Here is a 22,313-nt window from a genome sequence, read left to right as displayed (position 1 = left end):
CCTCCTCGGCGGCGCCGTCGCCCTCCCCGACGGCGGCCACCTCTTCACCGGCCGCCTCTCCCTGGCCGCCCAGCCCTGGCTCGCGGACCACGCCGTCCAGGGCACCGCCCTCCTGCCCGGCACCGCCTTCGTCGAACTCGCCCTCCACGCGGGCCGCGAGACCGGCTGCGCAACCGTCGAGGAACTCACCCTCGAAGCGCCCCTCGCCCTCCCCGCCGACGGCGCCGCCCAACTGCGCCTCACCCTCGGCCCCGCCGACGCCCACGGCCTGCGCACCGTCGACATCGCCTCCCGCCCCGCGGGCGACCCCGGCCGCGACTGGACCCGGCACGCCTCCGGCCGCCTCACGCCGAGCGAGCCCCGGCAGCCGGAGCCCGCCGACGACCTCGCCGCCTGGCCCCCGCCCGGCGCAACGCCCGTCCCGGCCCCGGCCGAGGACGTTCCCGCCGAGGACGCCCCCGCGCCCGGCCTGCACGACCTGCTCTACGCCCGCCTCGAAGCCCTCGGCTTCGGCTACGGCCCCGCCTTCCGCGGCCTGCGGGCCGTCTGGCGCGACGGTGACACTCTCTACGCCGAGGCCGCCCTGCCCCCCGGGGCCGCCGCCCCCGGCGCCGAGGCCGCCGCCTACGGCCTGCACCCCGCCCTGCTCGACGGCGCGTTGCACTGCTCCTGGCTCGGCCCCCTCGGCCCCGACGGCGAGGCCGGCCCCGAGGACTGCCTGCTGCCGTTCAGCTGGCGCGGCATCCACCTCCACGCCACCGGCGCCGCCGCCGTCCGCCTCCGCGTCACTCCCGCCGGGCCCGACGCCGTCACCGCCCTCCTCGCCGACGCCACCGGCCGCCCCGTCGCCACCCTCGGCACGGTCACCCTGCGCCGCCTCGACGCCGCCCACCTGCGCAGGGCAACGGCCGCGGCGGCGCCCGCCGGACGCGACTCACTGCACCGCGTGACCTGGCAGCCCCTCCCGTCGGCCCCGCCCTCGCCCGCCGCCTCCCTAGCCCGCGTCACCTGCCCCGAGGAGCTCGACGCCCTCCGCGCCGCCCCCGCCCTCGTCCTCGCGCCCACTCCCGGCGAGACCCCGGGCGCCGCCGCCGCGCACGCCCTCGCCCTGGCTCGACGCTGGCTGTCCGAGGACCGGTTCGCGGACGCCCGCCTCGTCCTGCACACCCGCCGCGCCGTCGCCGCCCGCGACGGCGAGGTCCCCGACCCCGCCCAGGCCGCCGTCTGGGGCCTGATCCGCTCCGCCCAGCTCGAACACCCCGGCCGTTTCCTCCTCCTGGACACCGACGGCGACACGGGCGAGGCAGGCGACACAGAGGCCGCCGAGGCCGCCCTCCGCGCCCTGCCCGCCGACGAGCCCCAACTCGCCCACCGCGACGGCGCGTTCCTCGCCCCCCGCCTCACCCGTCCCGCCACCCCGGCCCAAGACGCGCCCCCCTCCGCCCCCTTCGGCACCGGCACCGTCCTGATCACCGGCGCCTCCGGCACCCTCGGCCGCCACCTCGCCCGCCACCTCGCCACCGCCCACGGCGTGCGCGACCTCCTCCTCGTCAGCCGCCGCCCCCTCCCCGAGGACGACCTGGCCGCCCTCCGCGAGCTCGGCGCCGAACCCCGCGCCGCCCGCTGCGACCTGGGAGACCGCGAGGCCCTGGCCGCCCTCCTCGCCGAACACCCCGGCCTGACCGCCGTCCTCCACGTCGCCGGCGTCACCGACGACGCGCCCCTCACCGCCCTCACCCCCCAGCGCATCGACGCCGTCCTGCGCCCCAAGACCGAGGCCGCCCGCCACCTCCACGAGCTGACCGCCCACCTCGACCTGGCGGCGTTCGTCCTCTTCTCCTCCGTCGCCGGCACCCTCGGCGCCTCGGGCCAGGCCAACTACGCCGCCGCCAACGCCGCCCTCGACGCCCTCGCCCACCAGCGCCGCGCGGCCGGGCTGCCCGCCCTCTCCCTCGCCTGGGGCCTGTGGGCCGACGACAGCGGCATGACCGGCAAGCTCGACGCCGCCGACCACGCCCGCATCCGCCGCACCGGCATCCTCCCCATGGCCGCCGACGAGGCCCTGGCCCTCTTCGACCGCGCCCTCGCCCACGCCGCCGCCACCGGCCATCCCGTCGCCGTCCCCGCTCGCCTCGACCTCGCCGGCCACGCCACCCGAGCCGCCGCCGGAACCGCCCCGCCGCCCCTGCTGCGCGCCCTCGTCCGACCCGCCGCCCCGGCCGCCGCTCCCACCGCCTCAGCCCCGGCCGTCGAGCCCGCCAACGACCTGGCCCGCCGCCTCGCCCCCCTCCCCGCCGCCGACCGCGAACGCGCCCTCCTGGACCTGGTCCGCGCCCAGGTGACCGCCGTCCTCGGCCACACCGTCACCGACCGGCGGATCGCGCCCGAACGGCCCTTCCGCGATCTCGGGTTCGACTCCCTCACCGCCATCGAGCTGCGCAACCTCCTCGCCGCCGCGACCGGCGTCCGCCTCCCCGCCACCCTCGTCTTCGACCACCCCACCCCCCTCGCCCTCACCCGCGAACTCCACGCCACCCTCCTCGGCCGCACCGAGGACGCCCCGGCCCCGGCCGCCTCGGCCTCCGCCGAGGAGGAGCCGGTCGCGATCGTGGGCATGGCCTGCCGTTTCCCGGGCGGGGTGCGCTCGCCGGAGGACCTGTGGCGGCTGGTGGCCGAGGGCCGGGACGCTGTCTCCGGCTTCCCGGAGGACCGGGGCTGGGACCTGGAGAACCTCTTCCACCCCGACCCGGATCACCCCGGCACCAGCTACGCCCGCGAGGGCGGATTCCTGCACGACGCGGGCGAGTTCGACGCCGACCTCTTCGGGATCTCCCCGCGCGAGGCCCTGGCCATGGACCCCCAGCAGCGCCTCCTGCTGGAGACCTCCTGGGAGGCGTTCGAGCGCGCCGGCATCGACCCCGCCTCCCTCAAGGGCAGCGCGACCGGCGTCTTCGCCGGCCTGATGTACCACGACTACGCCAGCCGCGTCCCCGCCATCCCCGAGGGCCTTGAGGGCTACCTCGGCAACGGCAGCGCCGGCAGCATCGCCTCCGGCCGCGTCGCCTACGCCTTCGGCCTCGAAGGCCCGGCCGTCACCGTCGACACCGCCTGCTCCTCCTCCCTGGTCGCCCTCCACCTCGCCGCCCAGGCGCTGCGCCAGGGCGAGTGCACCCTCGCCCTCGCCGGCGGCGTCGCCGTCATGTCCACCCCCACCACCTTCGTGGAGTTCAGCCGCCAGCGCGGCCTGGCCGCCGACGGCCGCTGCAAGGCGTTCTCGGCCCACGCAGACGGCACCGGCTGGTCCGAGGGCGCCGCCATGCTCCTGGTCGAACGCCTCTCCGACGCCCGGCGCAACGGTCACCCCGTGCTGGCGGTGGTGCGCGGCACCGCCGTCAACCAGGACGGGGCGTCCAATGGCCTCACGGCCCCCAACGGCCCCTCCCAGCAACGCGTCATCCGCCGCGCCCTGGCCAACGCCCGCCTCACGCCCGCCGACGTCGACGCGGTCGAGGCCCACGGCACGGGCACCACCCTCGGGGACCCGATCGAGGCCCAGGCGCTGCTGGCCACCTACGGCGCCGAGCGCCCCGACTCCGAACGGCCCCTGCTGCTCGGCTCGTTGAAGTCCAACCTCGGGCACACCCAGGCGGCGGCGGGCGCGGCCGGGGTCATGAAGATGGTCCTGGCGATGCGCAACGGCCACCTCCCGCGCACCCTTCACGCCGAGGAGCCCACCCCGCACGTCGACTGGTCCTCCGGCGGCGTGCGGCTTCTCACGGAGGCCGCGCCCTGGCCCGCCACCGACGACGGGCGCCCGCGCCGCGCCGGGGTCTCCTCCTTCGGCGTCAGCGGCACCAACGCCCACGCCATCATCGAGGAGCCCCCCGCCGAGGACCCCGCCCCGGCGCGCGCCGCCGAACCGGTCCCGGCCGTCCCTCTTGTCTGGCCCCTCTCGGCGCGCGGCGCCGACGGCCTGCGCGACCAGGCCGAACGCCTCCTCGCCCACCTCGACTCAGCCCCCGCCACCCCCGCGGACGTCGGCTGGTCGCTGGCGGCCGGGCGCGCGGCCCTGGAGCACCGGGCCGCGGTGGTCGGCGCGGACCCGGAAACCCTGCTGGACGGCCTGCGGGCCCTCGTGCGCGGCGAGCCCGCCGGTTCCCTCGTGCGCGGAGCCCTGCCCCCCGGCGGCGACCACGCCGGGAGCACGGCGTTCGTCTTCTCGGGGCAGGGGAGTCAGCGGTTGGGGATGGGACGGGAGTTGTGTGCTGCTTTCCCGGTCTTTGCCTCGGCTTTCGATGAGGTGTGTGCTGCGGTTGACCGGCATGTGGAGCGGCCGTTGCGGGGTGTGGTGTTCGGGGAGGACGCGGCGCTGCTGGAGGGGACGGGGTACGCGCAGCCGGCGCTGTTTGCGGTGGAGGTGGCGCTGTTCCGGCTGCTGGAGTCGTGGGGCGTTCGGCCGGATGTGGTCGCCGGGCATTCGGTGGGGGAGTTCGCCGCCGCTTACGTGGCGGGGGTGCTGTCGCTGGAGGACGCCGCCGCGCTGGTGGCGGCCCGGGGCCGTCTGATGCAGGCGTTGCCCGAGGGCGGGGTGATGGTCGCCGTGCGCGCCTCCGAGGCGGAGGTGGCCGCCCATCTGGCCGGTCTTGAGGGGCGGGTGAGTGTGGCTGCCGTCAACGGCCCCGGCTCCGTGGTCGTTTCGGGCGAGGAGGCCGCCGTCCGCGAGGTCGTGGCGGGCTTCGGGACCAAGGCCCTCGCCGTCTCGCACGCCTTCCACTCCCCGCTGATGGACCCCATGCTGGAGGACTTCCGCGCGGCGGCGGAGTCCGCCCGACTCCGAGCCCCCGCCCTGCCGTTCGTCTCGACGGTGACGGGCGAGCCGCTGGAGTCGGTGGACGCGGAGTACTGGGTGCGGCAGGTGCGCGAGCCGGTGCGGTTCGCCGACGCCGTCGCGGCCCTGGAGGCCGGCGGGGCCACCTCCTTCGTGGAGGTGGGCCCGGGCGGGGCGTTGACCGCGCTGGTGCGCGAGCTGGTCAACGACAGCGCTACGGCCGTCTGCGTGCTGCGGGGCGGCCGGGGCGAGGCCCAGGCCGTCACCGAGGCCGTCGCCCGCCTGCACGTCGCGGGCGTGGCCGTGGACTGGGGGGCGTTCTTCGCCGGGCGCGGCGCGCGCCGCGTGGACCTGCCCACCTACGCCTTCCAGCGCCGCCGCTACTGGCTCGACGCCCCGCCCCCCGCCGCCGCCAGGACCCGGGACGGCCTCGGCCTCACCGCCGTCCTGCTCCCCGACGAGGCCGGGGCCGTCGTCACCGGCCCGCTGTCCCTGCGCGAACACCCCTGGCTCGCGGATCACAAGGTGCTGGGCCACGTCCTCGTCCCCGCCACCGCCCTGATCGACGCCGTCCTGCGCGCGGCCCGGGAGGCCGGCTGCGACCGCATCGAGGAGCTGACCTTCCAGCACCCCCTCAGCCTCGGGGCCGAAGGCTCCCGCCGCCTGCGCATCGTGGTCGGCCGGGCCGACGAGGCCGGACGCCACCCCGTCCGCGTCGACTCCCGCCCCGAGGACGGCGACCCGGCGGCGGCCTGGACATCCCACGCGACCGGCACGGTCTCCCCGGACGACGCGCCGCCCGCCGGGGCGGAGGCGGAGCAGTGGCCCCCGGAGGGCGCCGAGGCCCTCGACGTGGAGGGGCTGTACGAGCGGCTGGCCGACGTGGGCATGGAGTACGGGCCCACCTTCCAGGGGCTGCGGGCGCTGTGGCGCGCGCGGGAGGGCGTGTCGGCGGAGGTGGCGCTGCCGGAGGGCGTGGAGGTCGCGGGCTTCGGGGTGCATCCGGCCCTGCTCGATGCGGCCCTGCATGCGGTCGGGGCGCTGGAGGATGGCTCGGCCCGGGTGCCCTTCGGCTGTGCGGGCGTGCGGGTGTGGGCCTCGGGCGCGCGTGCGCTGCGCGTGCGGGTGGCCCCGGCCGGGCCGGAGGCCGTGTCGCTGCTCGGCCTGGACGCGGCCGGCCAGCCCGTCGTCGCCGTCGAGTCGTTGACGCTCCGGCCGGTGACGGAGGCGCGGGTCGCCGCGCCCGAGGGCCCGCTGTACCGGACGGAGTGGCGGCCGGTCGCCCTGCCCGAGAGCGCGGGCGTGGCGGGCGGCCTGGCGTGGTGCCCGGCCGGGACGGATGGGGCCGGGGCCGTGCTCTGGGCGTTGGAGGCCGTGCAGGACTGGCTTGAGCGGGACGAGTCGGGCCCCCTGGTCGTGGTCACGCGGGGCGCGGCCGGTCCGGGCGTCCCGGACGTGGCCCAGGCCGGCGTGTGGGGCCTGGTGCGCTCGGCCCAGTCGGAGCACCCGGGCCGTTTCCTGCTGCTCGACGCCGAGGAGGAGACGGACGAGGCGCTGATCGGCGCCGTGGTGGCCTCCGGGGAGCCGCAGGTCGCGCTGCGGGGCGGGCGGGCGCTGGTGCCGCGCCTGGCGCGGGCGGCCGTTTCCGAGTCCGGCGAAAAGGTGGCGTTCGGGCCGGGTCCTGTTCTGGTGACGGGTGCCTCGGGCGCGCTCGGCGGCACGGTCGCCCGGCACCTGGTGGAACGCCATGGGGTGCGCGAGCTGCTGCTGCTCTCCCGCCGTGGGGCGGAGGGCGAACTGGCCCGCGAGCTACGGGCGTTGGGCGCGCGAGTAGAGGCGGTGGCCTGCGATGTGGCGGACCGTAACGCGCTGGCGGCGGTGCTGGAGGGCCGCTCCCTGTCGGCCGTGGTGCACGCCGCAGGCGTGGTGGACGACGCCGTTGTCACCGGCCTGGACCCGGCGCGTGTGGAGGCGGTCCTGCGGCCGAAGGTCCTTGGTGCGCACAACCTCCACGAGCTGACCCGCGACATGCCGCACCTCTCGGCCTTCATCCTCTTCTCCTCGGCCGCCGGGGTGCTGGGCAGCCCCGGCCAGGCCGCCTACGCCGCCGGCAACGCCTACCTCGACGCCCTGGCCGAGCACCGCCACGCGCACGGCCTCCCCGCCGTCTCGATGGCCTGGGGCATCTGGGAGGGCACGAGCGCGCTGACGGCCGGGCTGAGCGAGGTGGACCGCGGCCGGGTCAGCCGGTCCGGACTCGTCCCGCTCGCCGCCGCCGAGGGCCTGGCCCTCTTCGACGCCGCCGCCCGCGGCGGCCTGCCCACGGTCGTTCCCGCGCGCCTGGACACCAACGCCCTGGAGGCGCGGGCCCGTTCGGGCGACCTGCCCGCCGTGCTGCGCGGCCTCGTGCGCACGCCCCTGCGCCGGTCGGCCAACAGCCCGTCGCAGGTGGCCGTTTCGGGCGGCCTCGGCGCGCGCCTCGCCGCCCTGCCGGAGAGCGAGCGCCACGAGGAGCTGAACGCTCTGGTCCGCGCGCACGCCGCCGCCGTCCTCGGCCACGACGCCGCCGCGTCCATCGAGGCCGAACGCCCGTTCACCGACCTCGGGTTCGACTCGCTGATGTCCGTCGAGCTGCGCAACCAGCTCAACGCCGCCACCGGCCTGCGCCTCCCCGCCACCCTCGTCTTCGACCACCCCACCCCGGACGCCCTCGCCGAGCACCTGGGGCAGCAGCTCACCGCCCCGGACGGCGCCTCGCCGGCCGCCGCTCCCGCGCCCGCGGCCGTCACGGTGGGAGAGCCGGTCGCGATCGTGGGCATGGCCTGCCGTTTCCCGGGCGGGGTGCGCTCGCCGGAGGACCTGTGGCGGCTGGTGGCCGAGGGCCGCGACGCCGTCACCGGCTTCCCGACGGACCGGGGCTGGGACCTGGAGAACCTCTTCCACCCCGACCCGGATCACCCCGGCACCAGCTACGCCCGCGAGGGCGGATTCCTGCACGACGCGGGCGAGTTCGACCCCGCCTTCTTCGGGATCTCCCCGCGCGAGGCCCTGGCCATGGACCCGCAGCAGCGCCTGCTCCTCGAAACGGGATGGGAGACCTTCGAGCGCGCCGGCATCGACCCCGCCGCGCTGCGCGGCAGCCGCACGGGCGTGTTCGTCGGCGTCATGTACCACGACTACGGAACGCGCGCGGGTGCCGTGCCGGCGGGCGTGGAGGGGCACCTGGGCATGGGCACCTCCGGGAGCGTCGTCTCGGGCCGGGTGGCCTACACCTTCGGCCTCGAAGGCCCGGCGGTCACGGTCGACACGGCCTGCTCCTCCTCGCTCGTCGCCCTCCACCTGGCCGTTCAGGCGCTGCGCCAGGGCGAGTGCACGATGGCCCTGGCCGGGGGCGTGACCGTGATGGCGACGCCGAACACCTTCGTGGAGTTCAGCCGCCAGCGCGGCCTGGCCGCCGACGGCCGCTGCAAGTCCTTCGCTGAGGGCGCCGACGGCACCGGCTGGTCGGAGGGCGTCGGGCTGCTGCTGGTGGAACGCCTCTCGGACGCCCGCCGCAACGGCCACCCGGTGCTGGCCGTCATCCGGGGCTCGGCCGTCAACCAGGACGGCGCCTCCAACGGCCTCACCGCCCCCAACGGCCCCTCCCAGGAACGGGTGATCCGGCAGGCCCTGGCCAACGCTCGCCTCACGCCCGCCGACGTCGACGCCGTCGAGGCCCACGGCACGGGCACCTCGCTGGGCGACCCGATCGAGGCCCAGGCCCTCCTCGCCACCTACGGCCAGGACCGGCCGGACGCCGAACGGCCACTGCTGCTCGGCTCGTTGAAGTCCAACCTCGGCCACACCCAGGCCGCCGCCGGGGTGGCCGGGGTGATGAAGATGGTGCTGGCCCTGCGCAACGGCCTCCTGCCGCGCACCCTGCACGTGGACCGGCCGACCCCGCACGTGGACTGGGGCTCCGGCGCCGTTCGGCTGCTGACCGAGCCCGTCCCCTGGCAGGCCGAGGACGGACGGCCGCGCCGCGCCGCGATCTCCTCCTTCGGCGTCAGCGGCACCAACGCCCACGTCGTCCTGGAGTCCGCCCCCGCCCGCCCGGCGCACGAGGACGTTCCCCCGCGGCCCGCCGAGGACGGCCCCGCCCTGGCCTGGCCGCTGTCCGCCAAGGACGAGGCAGCGCTCCGCGCCCAGGCCGCGCGCCTGCGGGACCACGCGCTCGCCCACCCCCACCTCCGCCCGGCCGACATCGGCCTCAGCCTCGCCACGGCCCGCGCCGCCCTGCCCCACCGCGCCGTGGTCGCCGGCCGCAGCCGCGAGGAGCTGATCGCCACCCTGACCGCCCACACCGAGGGCCGCACGCCCGGCGTCGCGGCCCCGTCCGGACGCCGCCGCACCGCGTTTGTCTTCTCCGGCCAGGGCAGCCAACGGCTGAACATGGGCCGGGTCTTGTGCGCCCGCTTCCCCGCCTTCGCCTCCGCCTTCGACGAGGTGTGCGCGGCCATCGACCCGCACCTCGAACGCCCGCTGCGCGGCGTGGTGTTCGGCGAGGACCCGGCGCTGCTGGCACGGACCGAGTACGCGCAGCCCGCCCTGTTCGCCGTCGAGGTGGCCCTGTTCCGGCTGCTGGAGTCCTGGGGCGTCGCCCCCGACGCGGTGGCGGGGCACTCCGTGGGAGAGTTCGCCGCCGCTTACGTGGCGGGGGTGCTGTCGCTGGAGGACGCCGCCGCCCTGATCGCCGCCAGGGCCCGGCTGATGCAGGCCCTGCCCGAGGGCGGCGTCATGGTCGCGCTGCGCGCCTCCGAGGAGGAGGTCGCCGCCCACCTCGCCGGCCTGGAAGGGCGCGCCAGCGTGGCGGCTGTCAACGGCCCCGGCTCGGTGGTCGTTTCGGGCGAGGAGGCCGCCGTCGCCCAGCTCGTCAACGGGCACAAGCCCACCCCGCTGAAGGTCTCGCACGCCTTCCACTCCCCGCTGATGGAGCCCATGGCCGAGGAGTTCAGGGCCGTGGCCGACGGCGTCCGCTTCGCCCCGGCCCGCCTGCCGTTCGTCTCCACGGTCACAGGCCGGCCGCTGGAGTCCGTGGACGCCGAGTACTGGGTGCGGCAGCTCCGCCAGCCCGTGCGCTTTGCCGACGCCGTCGCGACCCTCGCAGCCCAGGGCATCGGCGCCCTCGTGGAGATCGGGCCCGGCGGGGCGTTGACCGCGCTCGTGCGCGACCTGGTCAACGAGGACACGGCCGCCGTCGCGACGCTGCGCGGCGACCGGCCCGAAGACCTCGCCCTGGCCACGGCCGTTGCCGAACTCCACGCCCACGGCGTGCCCGTGAACTGGGAAGCGTTCTTCGCCGGGCGGGACGCGCGCCGCGTGGACCTGCCGACGTACGCCTTCCAGCGCCGCCGCTACTGGCTCGACGCCACCCCCCGCACGGACACCCTGGCCGGCGCGGGCCTGCGCTCCGCCGACCACCCGCTGATCCGCACGGCGGTCGCCACGGCCGACGGCGGGAACGTGGTGCTGACGGGCCGCGTATCGCTGCGCGAGCAGGGCTGGCTGGCCGATCACGTGGTGCTGGGCCAGGTGCTCGTCCCGGCCACGGCGTTCATCGACCTGGTCCTGCGCGCGGCCCGGGAGGTCGGCTGCGACCGCATCGAGGAGCTGACCTTCGAGAACCCGCTCCTCGTCCCCGAGGACGGCGCGCTGCACCTCCAGGTCGTGGTCCGGCAGCACGAGGACGGCGACCCCCGGCACGCGGTGAGCGTGTACGCGCGGGACGCCGACGCAGACCCCGCCGTCGCGTGGGTGCGGCACGCGGCGGCGGTCATCATCGTGGGCGGCCCCGCCCCGGCGGACGCGGAGGCCGGTCTGCGGCGGCCCCCGGCGGAGGCCGAGGCCGTCGACACCGAGGCGTTGTACGCGCGGCTGGCCGACCTCGGCCTCGTGTACGGGCCGGCCTTCCGCGGCCTGCGGGCGCTGTGGCGCGCGCGGGAGGGCGTGTCGGCGGAGGTGGCGCTGCCGGAGGGCGTGGAGGTCGCGGGCTTCGGGGTGCATCCGGCCCTGCTCGATGCGGCCCTGCATGCGGTCGGGGCGCTGGAGGATGGCTCGGCCCGGGTGCCCTTCGGCTGTGCGGGCGTGCGGGTGTGGGCCTCGGGCGCGCGTGCGCTGCGCGTGCGGGTGGCCCCGGCCGGGGCGGACGCGGTGTCGGTGCTCGGTCTGGACGCGGCGGGTCAACCCGTTGTCGCGATCGAGTCGTTGACGCTCCGGCCCGTGACCGCCGCGCAGGTGACGCGGCCGGACGGCTCCCTGTTCCGGGTGGACTGGCAGCCGTTCGCGCTCCGGGGTGGCGCCGGTCCGGTGGGCGGGGTGGCGCGGTGCCCGGCCGGGACGGATGGGGCCGGGGCCGTGCTCTGGGCGTTGGAGGCCGTGCAGGACTGGCTTGAGCGGGACGAGTCAGGCCCGCTGGTCGTGGTCACGCGGGGCGCGGCCGGTCCGGGCGTCCCGGACGTGGCCCAGGCCGGCGTGTGGGGCCTGGTGCGCTCGGCCCAGTCGGAGCATCCGGGTCGTTTCCTGCTGCTCGACGCCGAGGAGGAGACGGACGAGGCGCTGATCGGCGCCGTGGTGGCCTCCGGGGAGCCGCAGGTGGCGGTCCGGGGTGACCGGGTGCTGGTGCCGCGTCTGGCGCGGGCGGGCGTTTCCGAGCCTGGCGAGGGGCCGTCGTTTGGTTCGGGTCCTGTTCTGGTGACGGGTGCTTCGGGTGCGCTGGGTGGGGTGGTCGCGCGGCATCTGGTGGAACGTCATGGGGTGCGCGGGTTGCTGCTCCTCTCCCGTCGCGGCGCGGAGGGCGAACTGGTCGGGGAGCTGCGGGCGTTGGGCGCTGAGGTGGAGTCGGCCGCGTGCGATGTGGCGGATCGGGACGCGCTGGCGGCCTTGCTGGAGGGTCGCTCCCTGACCGGGGTCGTGCATGCCGCCGGTGTGGTGGACGACGGCATCGTGACCGGCCTGGACCCGGCGCGGGTGGAGGCGGTCCTGCGGCCGAAGGTCATCGGTGCGCAGAATCTGCACGAGCTGACCCGCGACATGCCGCACCTCTCCGCCTTCGTCCTGTTCTCCTCCGCAGCCGGGGTCCTCGGCAGTGCGGGCCAGGCCGCTTACGCCGCCGGCAACGCCTACCTCGACGCCCTGGCCGAGCACCGCCACGGGTACGGGCTCCCCGCTGTCTCGATGGCGTGGGGTCCGTGGTCCCTGGAGGCCGGTGGCATGGTCGGCCAGGCCGGGGCCGAGGCGTCCGAGCGGATGGCGCGGCAGGGCGTTCACCCGCTCACCACCGACGAAGGGCTGGAACTGTTCGACGCGGCCCTCCGCGCGGACGGCGCGGCGGTGGTCCCGCTGCGGCTGGGCTGGGCGGCCCTGCGCGCCCGCGCCGCCCGGGGCGACGTGCCGCCGATGCTGCGCGGGCTGGCGCCGCTGCCCGCTCGCCGGGCCGTGGCCTCCGACGCGGCCCCGGGGCCGGAGAGCGAGGGCCCCGGCCTGGCCGAACGCCTCGCCGTCCTCCCCCCGGCCGAGCAGCGGGCCCGCCTCCTCGACCTGGTCCGCGAGCAGGTCGCCGCCGTGCTCGGTCTCCCCTCGGCCGCCCAGGTCAGGCCGAACCAGGCGCTGCGCGACCTCGGCTTCGACTCGCTGACCTCCGTCGAGCTGCGCAACCGCCTCGCCCGGAGCGCGGACGGGCTCCGCCTCCCGACCACCCTCGTCTTCGACTACCCGACCCCGGCCGCGCTCGCCGAGCACCTGCGGGCCGAGCTGGTCCCCGAGGGCGCGGAGGCGAGCGTCGCCGGCGTGCTGAGCGAACTCGACCGGCTGGAGGCCGCGTTGCTCAGCGCGTCCGCCGACGAGGACGGCCGCACGGCCATCGCCTCGCGCCTGCGCTCGCTGGTGTCCCGCTGGACGGACGGAACGGCCGCCGCGCCCGAGGAGCGCAACGGCGCCGTGGCCGTGGACGACCAGCTCGAAGACGCCACGGACGACGAGGTGTTCGACTTCATCGGCAAGGAGTTCGGCATCTCGTGACGCCACCAGCCCCCGCCCCCCACCCGCCGTCTCCGACCACTCCGACCGCCCTGGTCCGTCCGTAAGGGGTGAGCCCTCAGGTGAACAACGAGCAGAAGCTTCGCTACTTCCTCCGCCGCGTCACGGCCGAACTGCACGAGGCCCGCGAGCGACTTCAGGAGCTCGGCCAGGCCCAGCGCGAGCCGGTCGCGATCGTGGGGATGGCCTGTCGCTTCCCTGGCGGGGTGCGTTCGCCCGAGGACCTGTGGCGGCTGGTGGCCGAGGGCCGCGACGCCGTCACCGGCTTCCCGGAGGACCGTGGCTGGGACCTGGAGGCGCTGTTCCACCCCGACCCGGACCACCGAGGCACGACGCACGTCGGCGAGGGCGGATTCATCGAAGGCGTCGACGAGTTCGACGCCGGGCTGTTCGAGATCTCCCCGCGCGAGGCCCTGACCATGGACCCACAGCAACGCCTGCTGCTGGAGGCCGCCTGGGAGACCTTCGAGCGCGCCGGCATCGACCCGGCCTCCCAACGCGGCAGCCGCACCGGCGTGTTCGCGGGCGTCATGCACCACGACCACAACGCCGTGCTCCAGCAGTCGGCGGACGACGTCGAGGGCTACATCGGCACGGGCAGCGCGGCCAGCGTGGTCTCCGGCCGCGTCTCCTACGCCTTCGGCCTCGAGGGCCCGGCCGTGACCGTGGACACCGCCTGTTCCTCCTCGCTCGTCGCGCTGCACCTGGCCGTTTCGGCGCTGCGGCAGGGCGAGTGCGACCTGGCCCTGGCCGGGGGCGTCACCGTGATGTCCACGCCCACCGCCTTCGTGGAGTTCAGCCGGCAGCGCGGCCTTGCGGCGGACGGGCGGTGCAAGGCGTTCTCGGCCGGGGCCGACGGCACCGGCTGGTCGGAGGGCGTCGGGCTGCTGCTGGTGGAACGCCTCTCCGACGCCCGGCGCAACGGCCACCCGGTGCTGGCCGTCATCCGGGGCTCGGCCGTCAACCAGGACGGGGCCTCCAACGGGCTCACCGCCCCCAACGGCCCCTCCCAGCAACGCGTCATCTACCAGGCCCTCGCCAACGGCGGCCTCTCCGCGGCCGATGTGGACGCCGTCGAGGCCCACGGGACCGGCACCTCACTGGGGGACCCCATCGAGGCTCAGGCGCTCCTGGCCACCTACGGGCGGGAGCACGACCCCGAACGCCCGCTGCTGCTGGGGTCGTTGAAGTCGAACATCGGCCACGCCCAGGCCGCCGCCGGGGTCGGCGGGGTCATCAAGATGGTGGAGGCGCTGCGCAACGGCCGCCTGCCGCGCACCCTCCACGCCGAGCAGCCGACCCCGCACGTCGACTGGTCCCCAGGCACCGTCCGCCTGCTCACCGAGCCCGTGGACTGGCCGGCCCGGCAGGAACGTCTCCGCCGCGCCGCCGTCTCCTCCTTCGGCTTCAGCGGGACCAACGCCCACGTCGTCATCGAGGAGGCCGAACGGGCAACGCCCGAGGCCGCGGCCGAGGACACGGACCCGCCGTCGGCCGGCTCCGCGCTGCCCACGCCCTGCGTGCTCTCGGCCAAGAGCGCGAACGGCCTCGCCGCACAGGCGGCCCGGCTCCTGGATCACCTCCGTGACGCCGACGCGCCCGGCCCGACCGACCTCGGCTACGCGCTGGCCACCTCCCGGGCCGCGCTCGACGCCCGCGCGGCGATCGTGGCCACGGACCCCGCCGGCCTGCGGGCCGCCCTCACCGCGCTGGCCGAGGAACGCCCGGCCAAGGGCGTGATCACGGGCGCGGCCCTGCCCCGGCACAGGACGGCGTTCGTCTTCTCGGGGCAGGGGAGTCAGCGGCTTGGGATGGGGCGGGAGTTGTGCGCCTCCTTCCCGGCCTTTGCCTCGGCCTTCGATGAGGTGTGTGGGGCGCTCGATCCGCATCTGGAACGGCCGTTGCGGGGCGTGGTGTTCGGGGAGGACCCGGCGCTGCTGGAGGGGACGGGCTTCGCCCAGCCCGCGCTGTTCGCCGTAGAGGTGGCGCTGTTCCGCCTGCTGGAGTCGTGGGGCGTGCGGCCGGATGTCGTCGCCGGTCACTCGGTGGGGGAGTTCGCCGCCGCCCACGTGGCGGGCGTGCTGTCGTTGAAGGACGCCGCCGCTCTGGTGGCGGCCCGGGGCCGGTTGATGCAGGCCCTGCCGGAGGGCGGGGTGATGGTCGCCGTGCGGGCCTCGGAGGGGGAGGTCGCCGCGCGGCTCGCCGGCCTCGCTGGCCGGGTGAGCGTGGCTGCGGTCAACGGCCCTGGCTCGGTGGTCGTTTCGGGAGAGGAGGGGGCCGTCCACGAGGCGGTGGAGGGGCTGGAGGCGAAGCCGCTGGCCGTTTCGCACGCGTTCCACTCCCCGCTGGTGGACCCGATGCTGGGGGACTTCCGCGCCGTGGCGGAGGCCGTCCCATTCCGGGCCCCCGTCCTGCCGTTCGTCTCCACGGTGACGGGCGAGCCGCTGGAATCGGTGGACGCGGACTACTGGGTGCGGCAGGTCCGTCAGCCGGTGCGGTTTGCCGACGCGGTGCGCGCCCTGACCGAGCGGGGCGTGACCTCGTTCGTGGAGGTGGGCCCTGGCGGCGCCTTGACCGCGCTCGTGCGCGAGCTGGTTGACGAAGACAGCGCGGCCGTCGGCGTGTTGCGGGGCGGCCGGGGCGAGGCGCAGGCCGTCACCGAGGGCGTTGCGCGTCTGCACGTGGCGGGCGTGGCCGTGGACTGGGAGGCGTTCTTCGCCGGGCGCGGCGCGCGCCGCGTGGACCTGCCGACGTACGCGTTCCAGCGTCGGCGGTACCGGCTCCGGGCGCGCCCGGCTCCGGGCGCGCTGTCCGGCGCGGGGGTGCGGGCGGCCGAACACCCGCTCCTGAGCGGGGCGGTGGCGCTGCCCGAGGGGCGGGGCGCGGTGCTGACCGGCCGGCTGTCGCTGCGGGAGCACGAGTGGCTGGGCGATCACGTGATCCTCGGCCGGGTGGTGGTGCCGGGCACCGCGCTGATCGACATGGTGCTGCGCGCGGCCGAGGAGGTGGGCTGTGACCGCATCGAGGAGGTGACGTTCCTACGACCCCTGCTCGTACCGGAGAAGGCGGCCGTGGGCCTTCAGGTGACCGTCACCCCGGCCGACGATGGCCACTGGAGCGTCGAAGTCTTCTCGCGGGCCGAGGACGAGGAGTGGATCTGCCACGCGAGCGGCACGGTCTCCCGCGCGGGCGAGGCGGCCTTCGAGGCTCCCCAACGCCCGGTCCTGACAGCCGAGACGGCCGTGCACGTGGACGGCATCTACGAACGGCTTGCCGGCGCGGGCCTCGAATACGGGCCTGCGTTCCGGGGGCTGCGCGAGGCGTGGCGCGTGCCGGAGGGCACGTGGGTCGAGGTGGCGCTGCCCGAGGGCGTGGAGGTCGCGGGCTTCGGGGTGCATCCGGCCTTGCTGGACGCGGCCCTGCACGCCATCGGGGCGGGGGAGGACGCCGAGGGCCCGGCCCGGGTGCCGTTCGGGTGCGCGGGCGTGCGGGTGTGGGCTTCGGGCGCGCGGGTGCTGCGCGTGCGGGTGGCCCCCGCCGGGGAGGGCGCGGTGTCGCTGGTCGGGCTGGACGCGGCCGGTCAACCCGTCGTCGCGATCGAGTCGTTGACCCTCCGGCCGATCGCGAAGGACCAACTCAGCAGCGCCCCCGGCTCCTTGTTCACCGTCGACTGGCAGCCCCTCGTCCTTCCCCGGTCCACGAGCGCCGACGTGGGACGGGTGCTTCTCTGCCCGGTCGGGGTCGACGGGCCCGGCGCCGTGGTGTGGGCGCTGGAGGTCGTGCAGGACTGGCTTGAGCGGGACGAGTCAGGCCCGCTGGTGGTGGTGACGCGAGGTGCGGAGGGGCCCGGTGTCTCGGACGTCGGACAGTCGGGTGTCTGGGGGTTGGTGCGTTCGGCTCAGTCGGAGCATCCGGGCCGATTCGTGCTGCTCGACGTGGAGGGCGAGGCCAACGAGGGGCTGATCGATGCCGTCGTGGCCTCCGGCGAACCGCAGGTGGCGGCCCGGGGGGACCGCATCCTGGTGCCGCGCCTCGTGCGGGCGGGCGCTGCCGACTCCGGCGAGGAGCCGTCGTTCGGGCCTGGTCCTGTTCTGGTGACGGGTGCCTCGGGTGCGCTGGGTGGGGTGGTGGCGCGGCATCTGGTGGAACGCCATGGGGTGCGCGAGTTGCTGCTGCTCTCCCGTCGCGGGGTCGGCGCCGAACTGACCGCAGCATTACGGGCGTTGGGGGCCCGCGTGGAGTCGGCCGCGTGCGACGTGGCCGACCGCGCGGCGCTCGCCGGGCTGCTGGGGGGCCGTTCCCTGTCGGGTGTGGTGCACGCCGCCGGTGTGGTGGATGACGGCGTCGTGGCCGGGCTGGACCCGGCGCGGGTGGAGGCGGTCCTGCGTCCCAAAGTCATCGGCGCGCAGAACCTGCATGACCTGACCCGTGACATGCCGCAGCTCTCCGCGTTCGTCCTGTTCTCCTCGGCCGCCGGGGTCCTCGGGAGCGCCGGCCAGGCCGCCTACGCCGCAGGCAACGCCTACCTCGACGCCCTGGCCGAGCACCGCCACGCGCACGGCCTTCCCGCCGTCTCGATGGCGTGGGGTCCGTGGTCCGGGGAGGCCGGTGGGATGGTCGGCCAGGCCGGGGCGCAGGCGGCCGAGCGGATGGCGCGGCAGGGCGTTCACCCGCTCACCACCGAGGAAGGGCTGGCGCTGTTCGACGCAGCCCTCCACGCAGGTAAGGCCCTGACCGTACCCATCCGGCTCGACCTCCCCGCCCTGCGGGCGCGGGCCGCCCAGGCGGACGTGCCGCCGATGCTGCGCACCCTGGCGCCCGCCCCCCTGCGCCGCGCCGCCGCGTCCCCCGAGGACGCGCGCGAGCACGGCCCCGGCCTGGCGCAGCGGCTCGCCGCCCTCGCCCCGGCCGAGCAGCGGGACCACCTCCTCGCTCTCGTCCGCGCCTCGGCCGCCGGGGTGCTCGACCACGAGGACCAGGCCGTCCAGGCCGGAAACACGTTCCGGGAACTCGGCGTCGATTCGCTGACCGCCGTCGAGCTGCGCAACCGGCTCACCGCCGCGACCGGCCTCCGCCTGCCCGCCACCCTCGTCTTCGACCACCCCACCCCGGCCGCCCTCGCCGAACACCTGTGCCAGCAGCTCGCCGCCCCGGCCGACGGCCTCCCGGCCCCGGCGCCAACGGCCACCGCGGTGGCCGCGACCGCCGAGGAGCCGATCGCGATCGTCGCGATGAGCTGCCGCTACCCCGGCGGCGTCCGCACGCCTGAAGAACTCTGGGACCTGATCGCCTCCGGCACGGACGCGATCTCCGGCTTCCCCACGGACCGGGGCTGGGACCTGTCCGCACTGCGCGCCGGGGGCGCCCGCCCGGCCGAGGGCGGATTTCTCTACGACGCGGGGGAGTTCGACCCGGCGCTGTTCGGCATCTCGCCGCGCGAGGCGCTGGCCATGGACCCGCAGCAGCGCCTGCTGCTGGAGGCCGCGTGGGAGGCGTTCGAGCGCGCCGGGCTCGACCCGCTCGGGCTGAAGGGCTCGGCGACCGGCGTGTTCGCCGGGGTGATGTACCACGAGTACGGCTCCTCGCTGGGCCAGGTCCCCGAGGACGTGGAGGGCTTTCTCGCCACGGGCAGTTCGGGCAGCGTGATGTCCGGGCGGCTGGCCTACACGTTCGGGCTCGAAGGCCCGGCGGTGACGGTGGACACCGCCTGCTCCTCGTCGCTGGTCTCCCTGCACCTGGCCGTTTCGGCGCTGCGGCAGGGGGAGTGCGACCTGGCGCTGGCCGGGGGCGTGACGGTGATGGCCGGGGCCTCCGCCTTCGTGGAGTTCGCCCGGCAGGGCGGCCTTGCGGCGGACGGGCGGTGCAAGGCGTTCTCGGCCGGGGCGGACGGCACCGGCTGGTCCGAGGGCGTGGGGCTGCTGCTGGTGGAACGCCTCTCCGACGCCCGGCGCAACGGCCACCCGGTGCTGGCGGTGGTGCGGGGCACCGCGGTCAACCAGGACGGGGCCTCCAATGGCCTGACCGCTCCCAACGGCCCATCGCAGCAACGCGTCATCCGCCGCGCCCTGGCCAACGCCCGCCTGACGCCCGCCGACATCGACGCGGTCGAGGCCCACGGCACGGGCACCTCGCTGGGCGACCCGATCGAGGCCCAGGCGCTGATCGCCGCCTACGGGCAGGACCGGCCGGATGCCGAACGGCCGCTGTGGCTGGGCTCGTTGAAGTCGAACATCGGGCACACGCAGGCGGCGGCCGGCGTGGCCGGGGTGATGAAGATGGTCCTGGCCATGCGCAACGGCGTCCTGCCGCGCACGTTGCACGTGGAGGAGCCGACCCCGCACGTGGACTGGTCCTCGGGCGCGGTGCGGCTGCTGACCGAGCCGGTTCCGTGGGAGGCCGGGGAGGGACGGCCGCGCCGGGCGGCGGTCTCCTCCTTCGGGTTCAGCGGGACCAACGCCCACGTCGTCATCGAGGAGGCCGGCCCCGAACCGGCCGAACCCTCCCGTGGCGCGGCGGCCGAGTCGCCCGCCGCCGTTCCCTGGGTGCTCTCCGCGAAGACGCCGGCCGCGCTGCGCGAGCAGGCGCGGCGCCTCCTCAGCCGGGTGGGGGCACGGGACCGCGACTGGTCCCCCGGGGACGTCGGCTGGTCGCTGGCGGCCGGGCGCGCGGCCCTGGAGCACCGGGCCGCGGTGGTCGGCGCGGACGCGGAGACCCTGCTGGACGGCCTGCGGGCCTTGGTGCGTGGGGAGCCGGCCGGTTCCCTGGTGCGCGGAGTCGCCTCCGGCACGGGCGCGGGGAAGACGGCGTTCGTCTTCTCCGGTCAGGGGAGCCAGCGGCTGGGGATGGGCCGGGAGTTGTGCTCCTCCTACCCCGTCTTCGCCTCTGCGTTCGACGAGGTGTGCGCGGCGCTCGATCCGCACCTCGAACGGCCGCTGCGGGGCGTGGTGTTCGGCGAGGACGCGGCGCTGCTGGAGGGGACGGGCTTCGCCCAGCCCGCGCTGTTCGCGGTGGAGGTGGCGCTGTTCCGCCTGCTGGAGTCCTGGGGCGTGCGGCCGGATGTGGTCGCCGGTCATTCGGTGGGGGAGTTCGCCGCCGCTCACGTGGCGGGCGTCCTGTCGTTGAAGGATGCCGCCGCGCTGGTGGCGGCCCGGGGCCGTCTGATGCAGGCCCTGCCCGAGGGCGGGGTGATGTGCGCCGTGCGGGCCTCCGAGGCGGAGGTGGCCGCCCATCTGGCCGGTCTGGAAGGGCGGGTGAGCGTGGCGGCGATCAACGGCCCTGGCTCGGTGGTCGTTTCGGGCGAGGAGGCCGCCGTCGCGCAGCTCATCAATGGACACAAGTCGACACGGCTGAAGGTCTCGCACGCCTTCCACTCCCCGCTGATGGACCCCATGCTCGCGGAGTTCCACGCGGTCGCCCGGATGGCGAAGCACGGTGTGCCCGTCCTCCCCTTCGTCTCCACCGTCACGGCGCAGCCCGTGGAGCCCGACGCCGACTACTGGGTGCGGCAGGTGCGTGAGCCGGTGCGGTTCGCCGACGCGGTGCGCGCCCTGACCGAGCGCAACGTGACCTCGTTCGTCGAGGTGGGGCCCGGTGGGGCGCTGACCGCGCTCGTGTCCGACCTCGCGGACGAGGACACGGCGGCCGTCGCGGCGCTGCGCGGCGACCGGGCGGAGGACCTCGCCCTGGCCACGGCCGTTGCCGAACTCCACGCCCACGGCGTGCCCGTGGACTGGGGGGCGTTCTTCGCCGGGCGCGGCGCGCGCCGCGTGGACCTGCCCACCTACGCCTTCCAGCGCCGCCGCTACTGGCTCAACGCCCAGCCCGCGCAGGGCGCGTTGGCCGGGGCGGGAGTGGAGGCCGCCGGACATCCCTTGCTGGGTGCGGTCGTCGCGCTGCCGGAGGGGCAGGGAGCCGTGCTGACAGGACGCCTCTCGCTCGGTCAGCAGGCGTGGCTGAACGACCACGTGGTGCTGGGGTACGTGATCGTCCCGGCCACGGTTTTCCTGGACCTCGTACTGCGCGCGGCCCGGGAGGTCGCCTGCGACCGCGTCGACGACCTCACTTTTCAGGTGCCCCTCGTGCTGGACGAGGAGGAGCCGGCCGACCTCCGGGTCACCGTCTCCGCCTCGGCGGCCGGCGGGGAACGCTCCGCCAAGGTCTACTCGCGGCGGGACGGGCAGGAGTGGCAGTGCCACGCGACGGGCACGGTGTCCGCCGCCGGTCCCGGTGGCGCCGAGGCGGTGCCCTGGCCGGATCTGGAGGACGTCGAGCAGGCCGCGACCGGACAGCTCTACGAGCGGCTGGCCGACGCGGGGCTGACGTATGGGCCGGTGTTCCGGGGGCTGCGCGGCGCCTGGCGCGTGGAGGGGAGCGCCTGGGCCGAGGTGGGGCTGCCGGAGGACGTGGAGGTCTCGGGCTTCGGGGTGCACCCGGCGCTGCTGGATGCGGCCCTGCACGTGGTGGGGGTGATGGAGGACGACGGCGGTGCGGCGGCTCGGGTGCCGTTCGGGTGCGCGGGTGTGCGGGTGTGGGCCTCGGGCGCGCGTGCGCTGCGCGTGCGGGTGGCCCCGGCCGGGGAGGGGGCCGTGTCGCTGGTGGGTCTGGACGCGGCGGGCCGGACCGTCGTGGAGATCGAGTCCCTGATGCTGCGGCCCGTCTCGCCCGGCGACCTCGCCCCCGCTCGGGGCCCTGTCGCCCAGGCACTGCACGAGGTCGCCTGGCAGCCCGTCGAACTTCCCGCCGCGCCCGCCGCGCCCGCCGCGGCGGGCGGGGTGGTGCGGTGCCCGGCCGGGACGGATGGGGCCGGGGCCGTGCTCTGGGCGTTGGAGGCCGTGCAGGACTGGCTTGAGCGGGACGAGTCGGGCCCGTTGGTGGTGGTGACGCGGGGTGCGGTGGGGCCTGGGGTTTCGGATGTGGGCCGGTCGGGTGTGTGGGGTCTGGTGCGTTCGGCTCAGTCGGAGCATCCGGGTCGTTTCGTGCTGGTGGACGTGGAGGGGGAGGCTGATGAGGGGCTGATCGGCGCGGTGGTGGCCTCGGGTGAGCCGCAGGTGGCGGTGCGGGGCGGGCGGTTGCTGGTGCCGCGTCTGGCGCGGGCGGGCGTTTCCGAGCCTGGCGAGGGGCCGTCGTTTGGTTCGGGTCCTGTTCTGGTGACGGGTGCTTCGGGTGCGCTGGGTGGGGTGGTCGCCCGCCATCTGGTGGAACGTCATGGGGTGCGCGAGTTGCTGCTCCTCTCCCGTCGCGGGGTCGGCGCCGAACTGATCGAAGAGCTACGGGCGTTGGGCGCTCAGGTGGAGTCGGCCGCGTGCGATGTGGCGGATCGGGACGCGCTGGCGGCCTTGCTGGAGGGTCGCTCCCTGACCGGGGTCGTGCATGCCGCCGGTGTGGTGGACGACGGCATCGTGACCGGCCTGGA

1 protein-coding gene and 1 pseudogene are annotated in these 22,313 nt (G+C 76.2%); both read left to right on the top strand.

Annotated elements, in window-relative coordinates; all coding sequences use genetic code 11:
- Window positions 1-12,883 (top strand): SDR family NAD(P)-dependent oxidoreductase (locus RM780_RS26275; protein WP_311633397.1); only part of this gene is annotated, 12,883 nt, incomplete at its 5' end.
- Window positions 12,884-12,963: 80 nt separating this feature from the next.
- Window positions 12,964-22,313: pseudogene (locus RM780_RS26270) on the top strand (SDR family NAD(P)-dependent oxidoreductase); the annotation flags it as partial.

This window comes from Streptomyces boetiae (genome assembly GCF_031845405.1).
In the GTDB taxonomy this organism is placed as follows: domain Bacteria; phylum Actinomycetota; class Actinomycetes; order Streptomycetales; family Streptomycetaceae; genus Streptomyces; species Streptomyces boetiae.
Note: the sequence above shows the minus strand (reverse complement) of the source record. Positions and strands in the feature narration are given on the sequence as shown.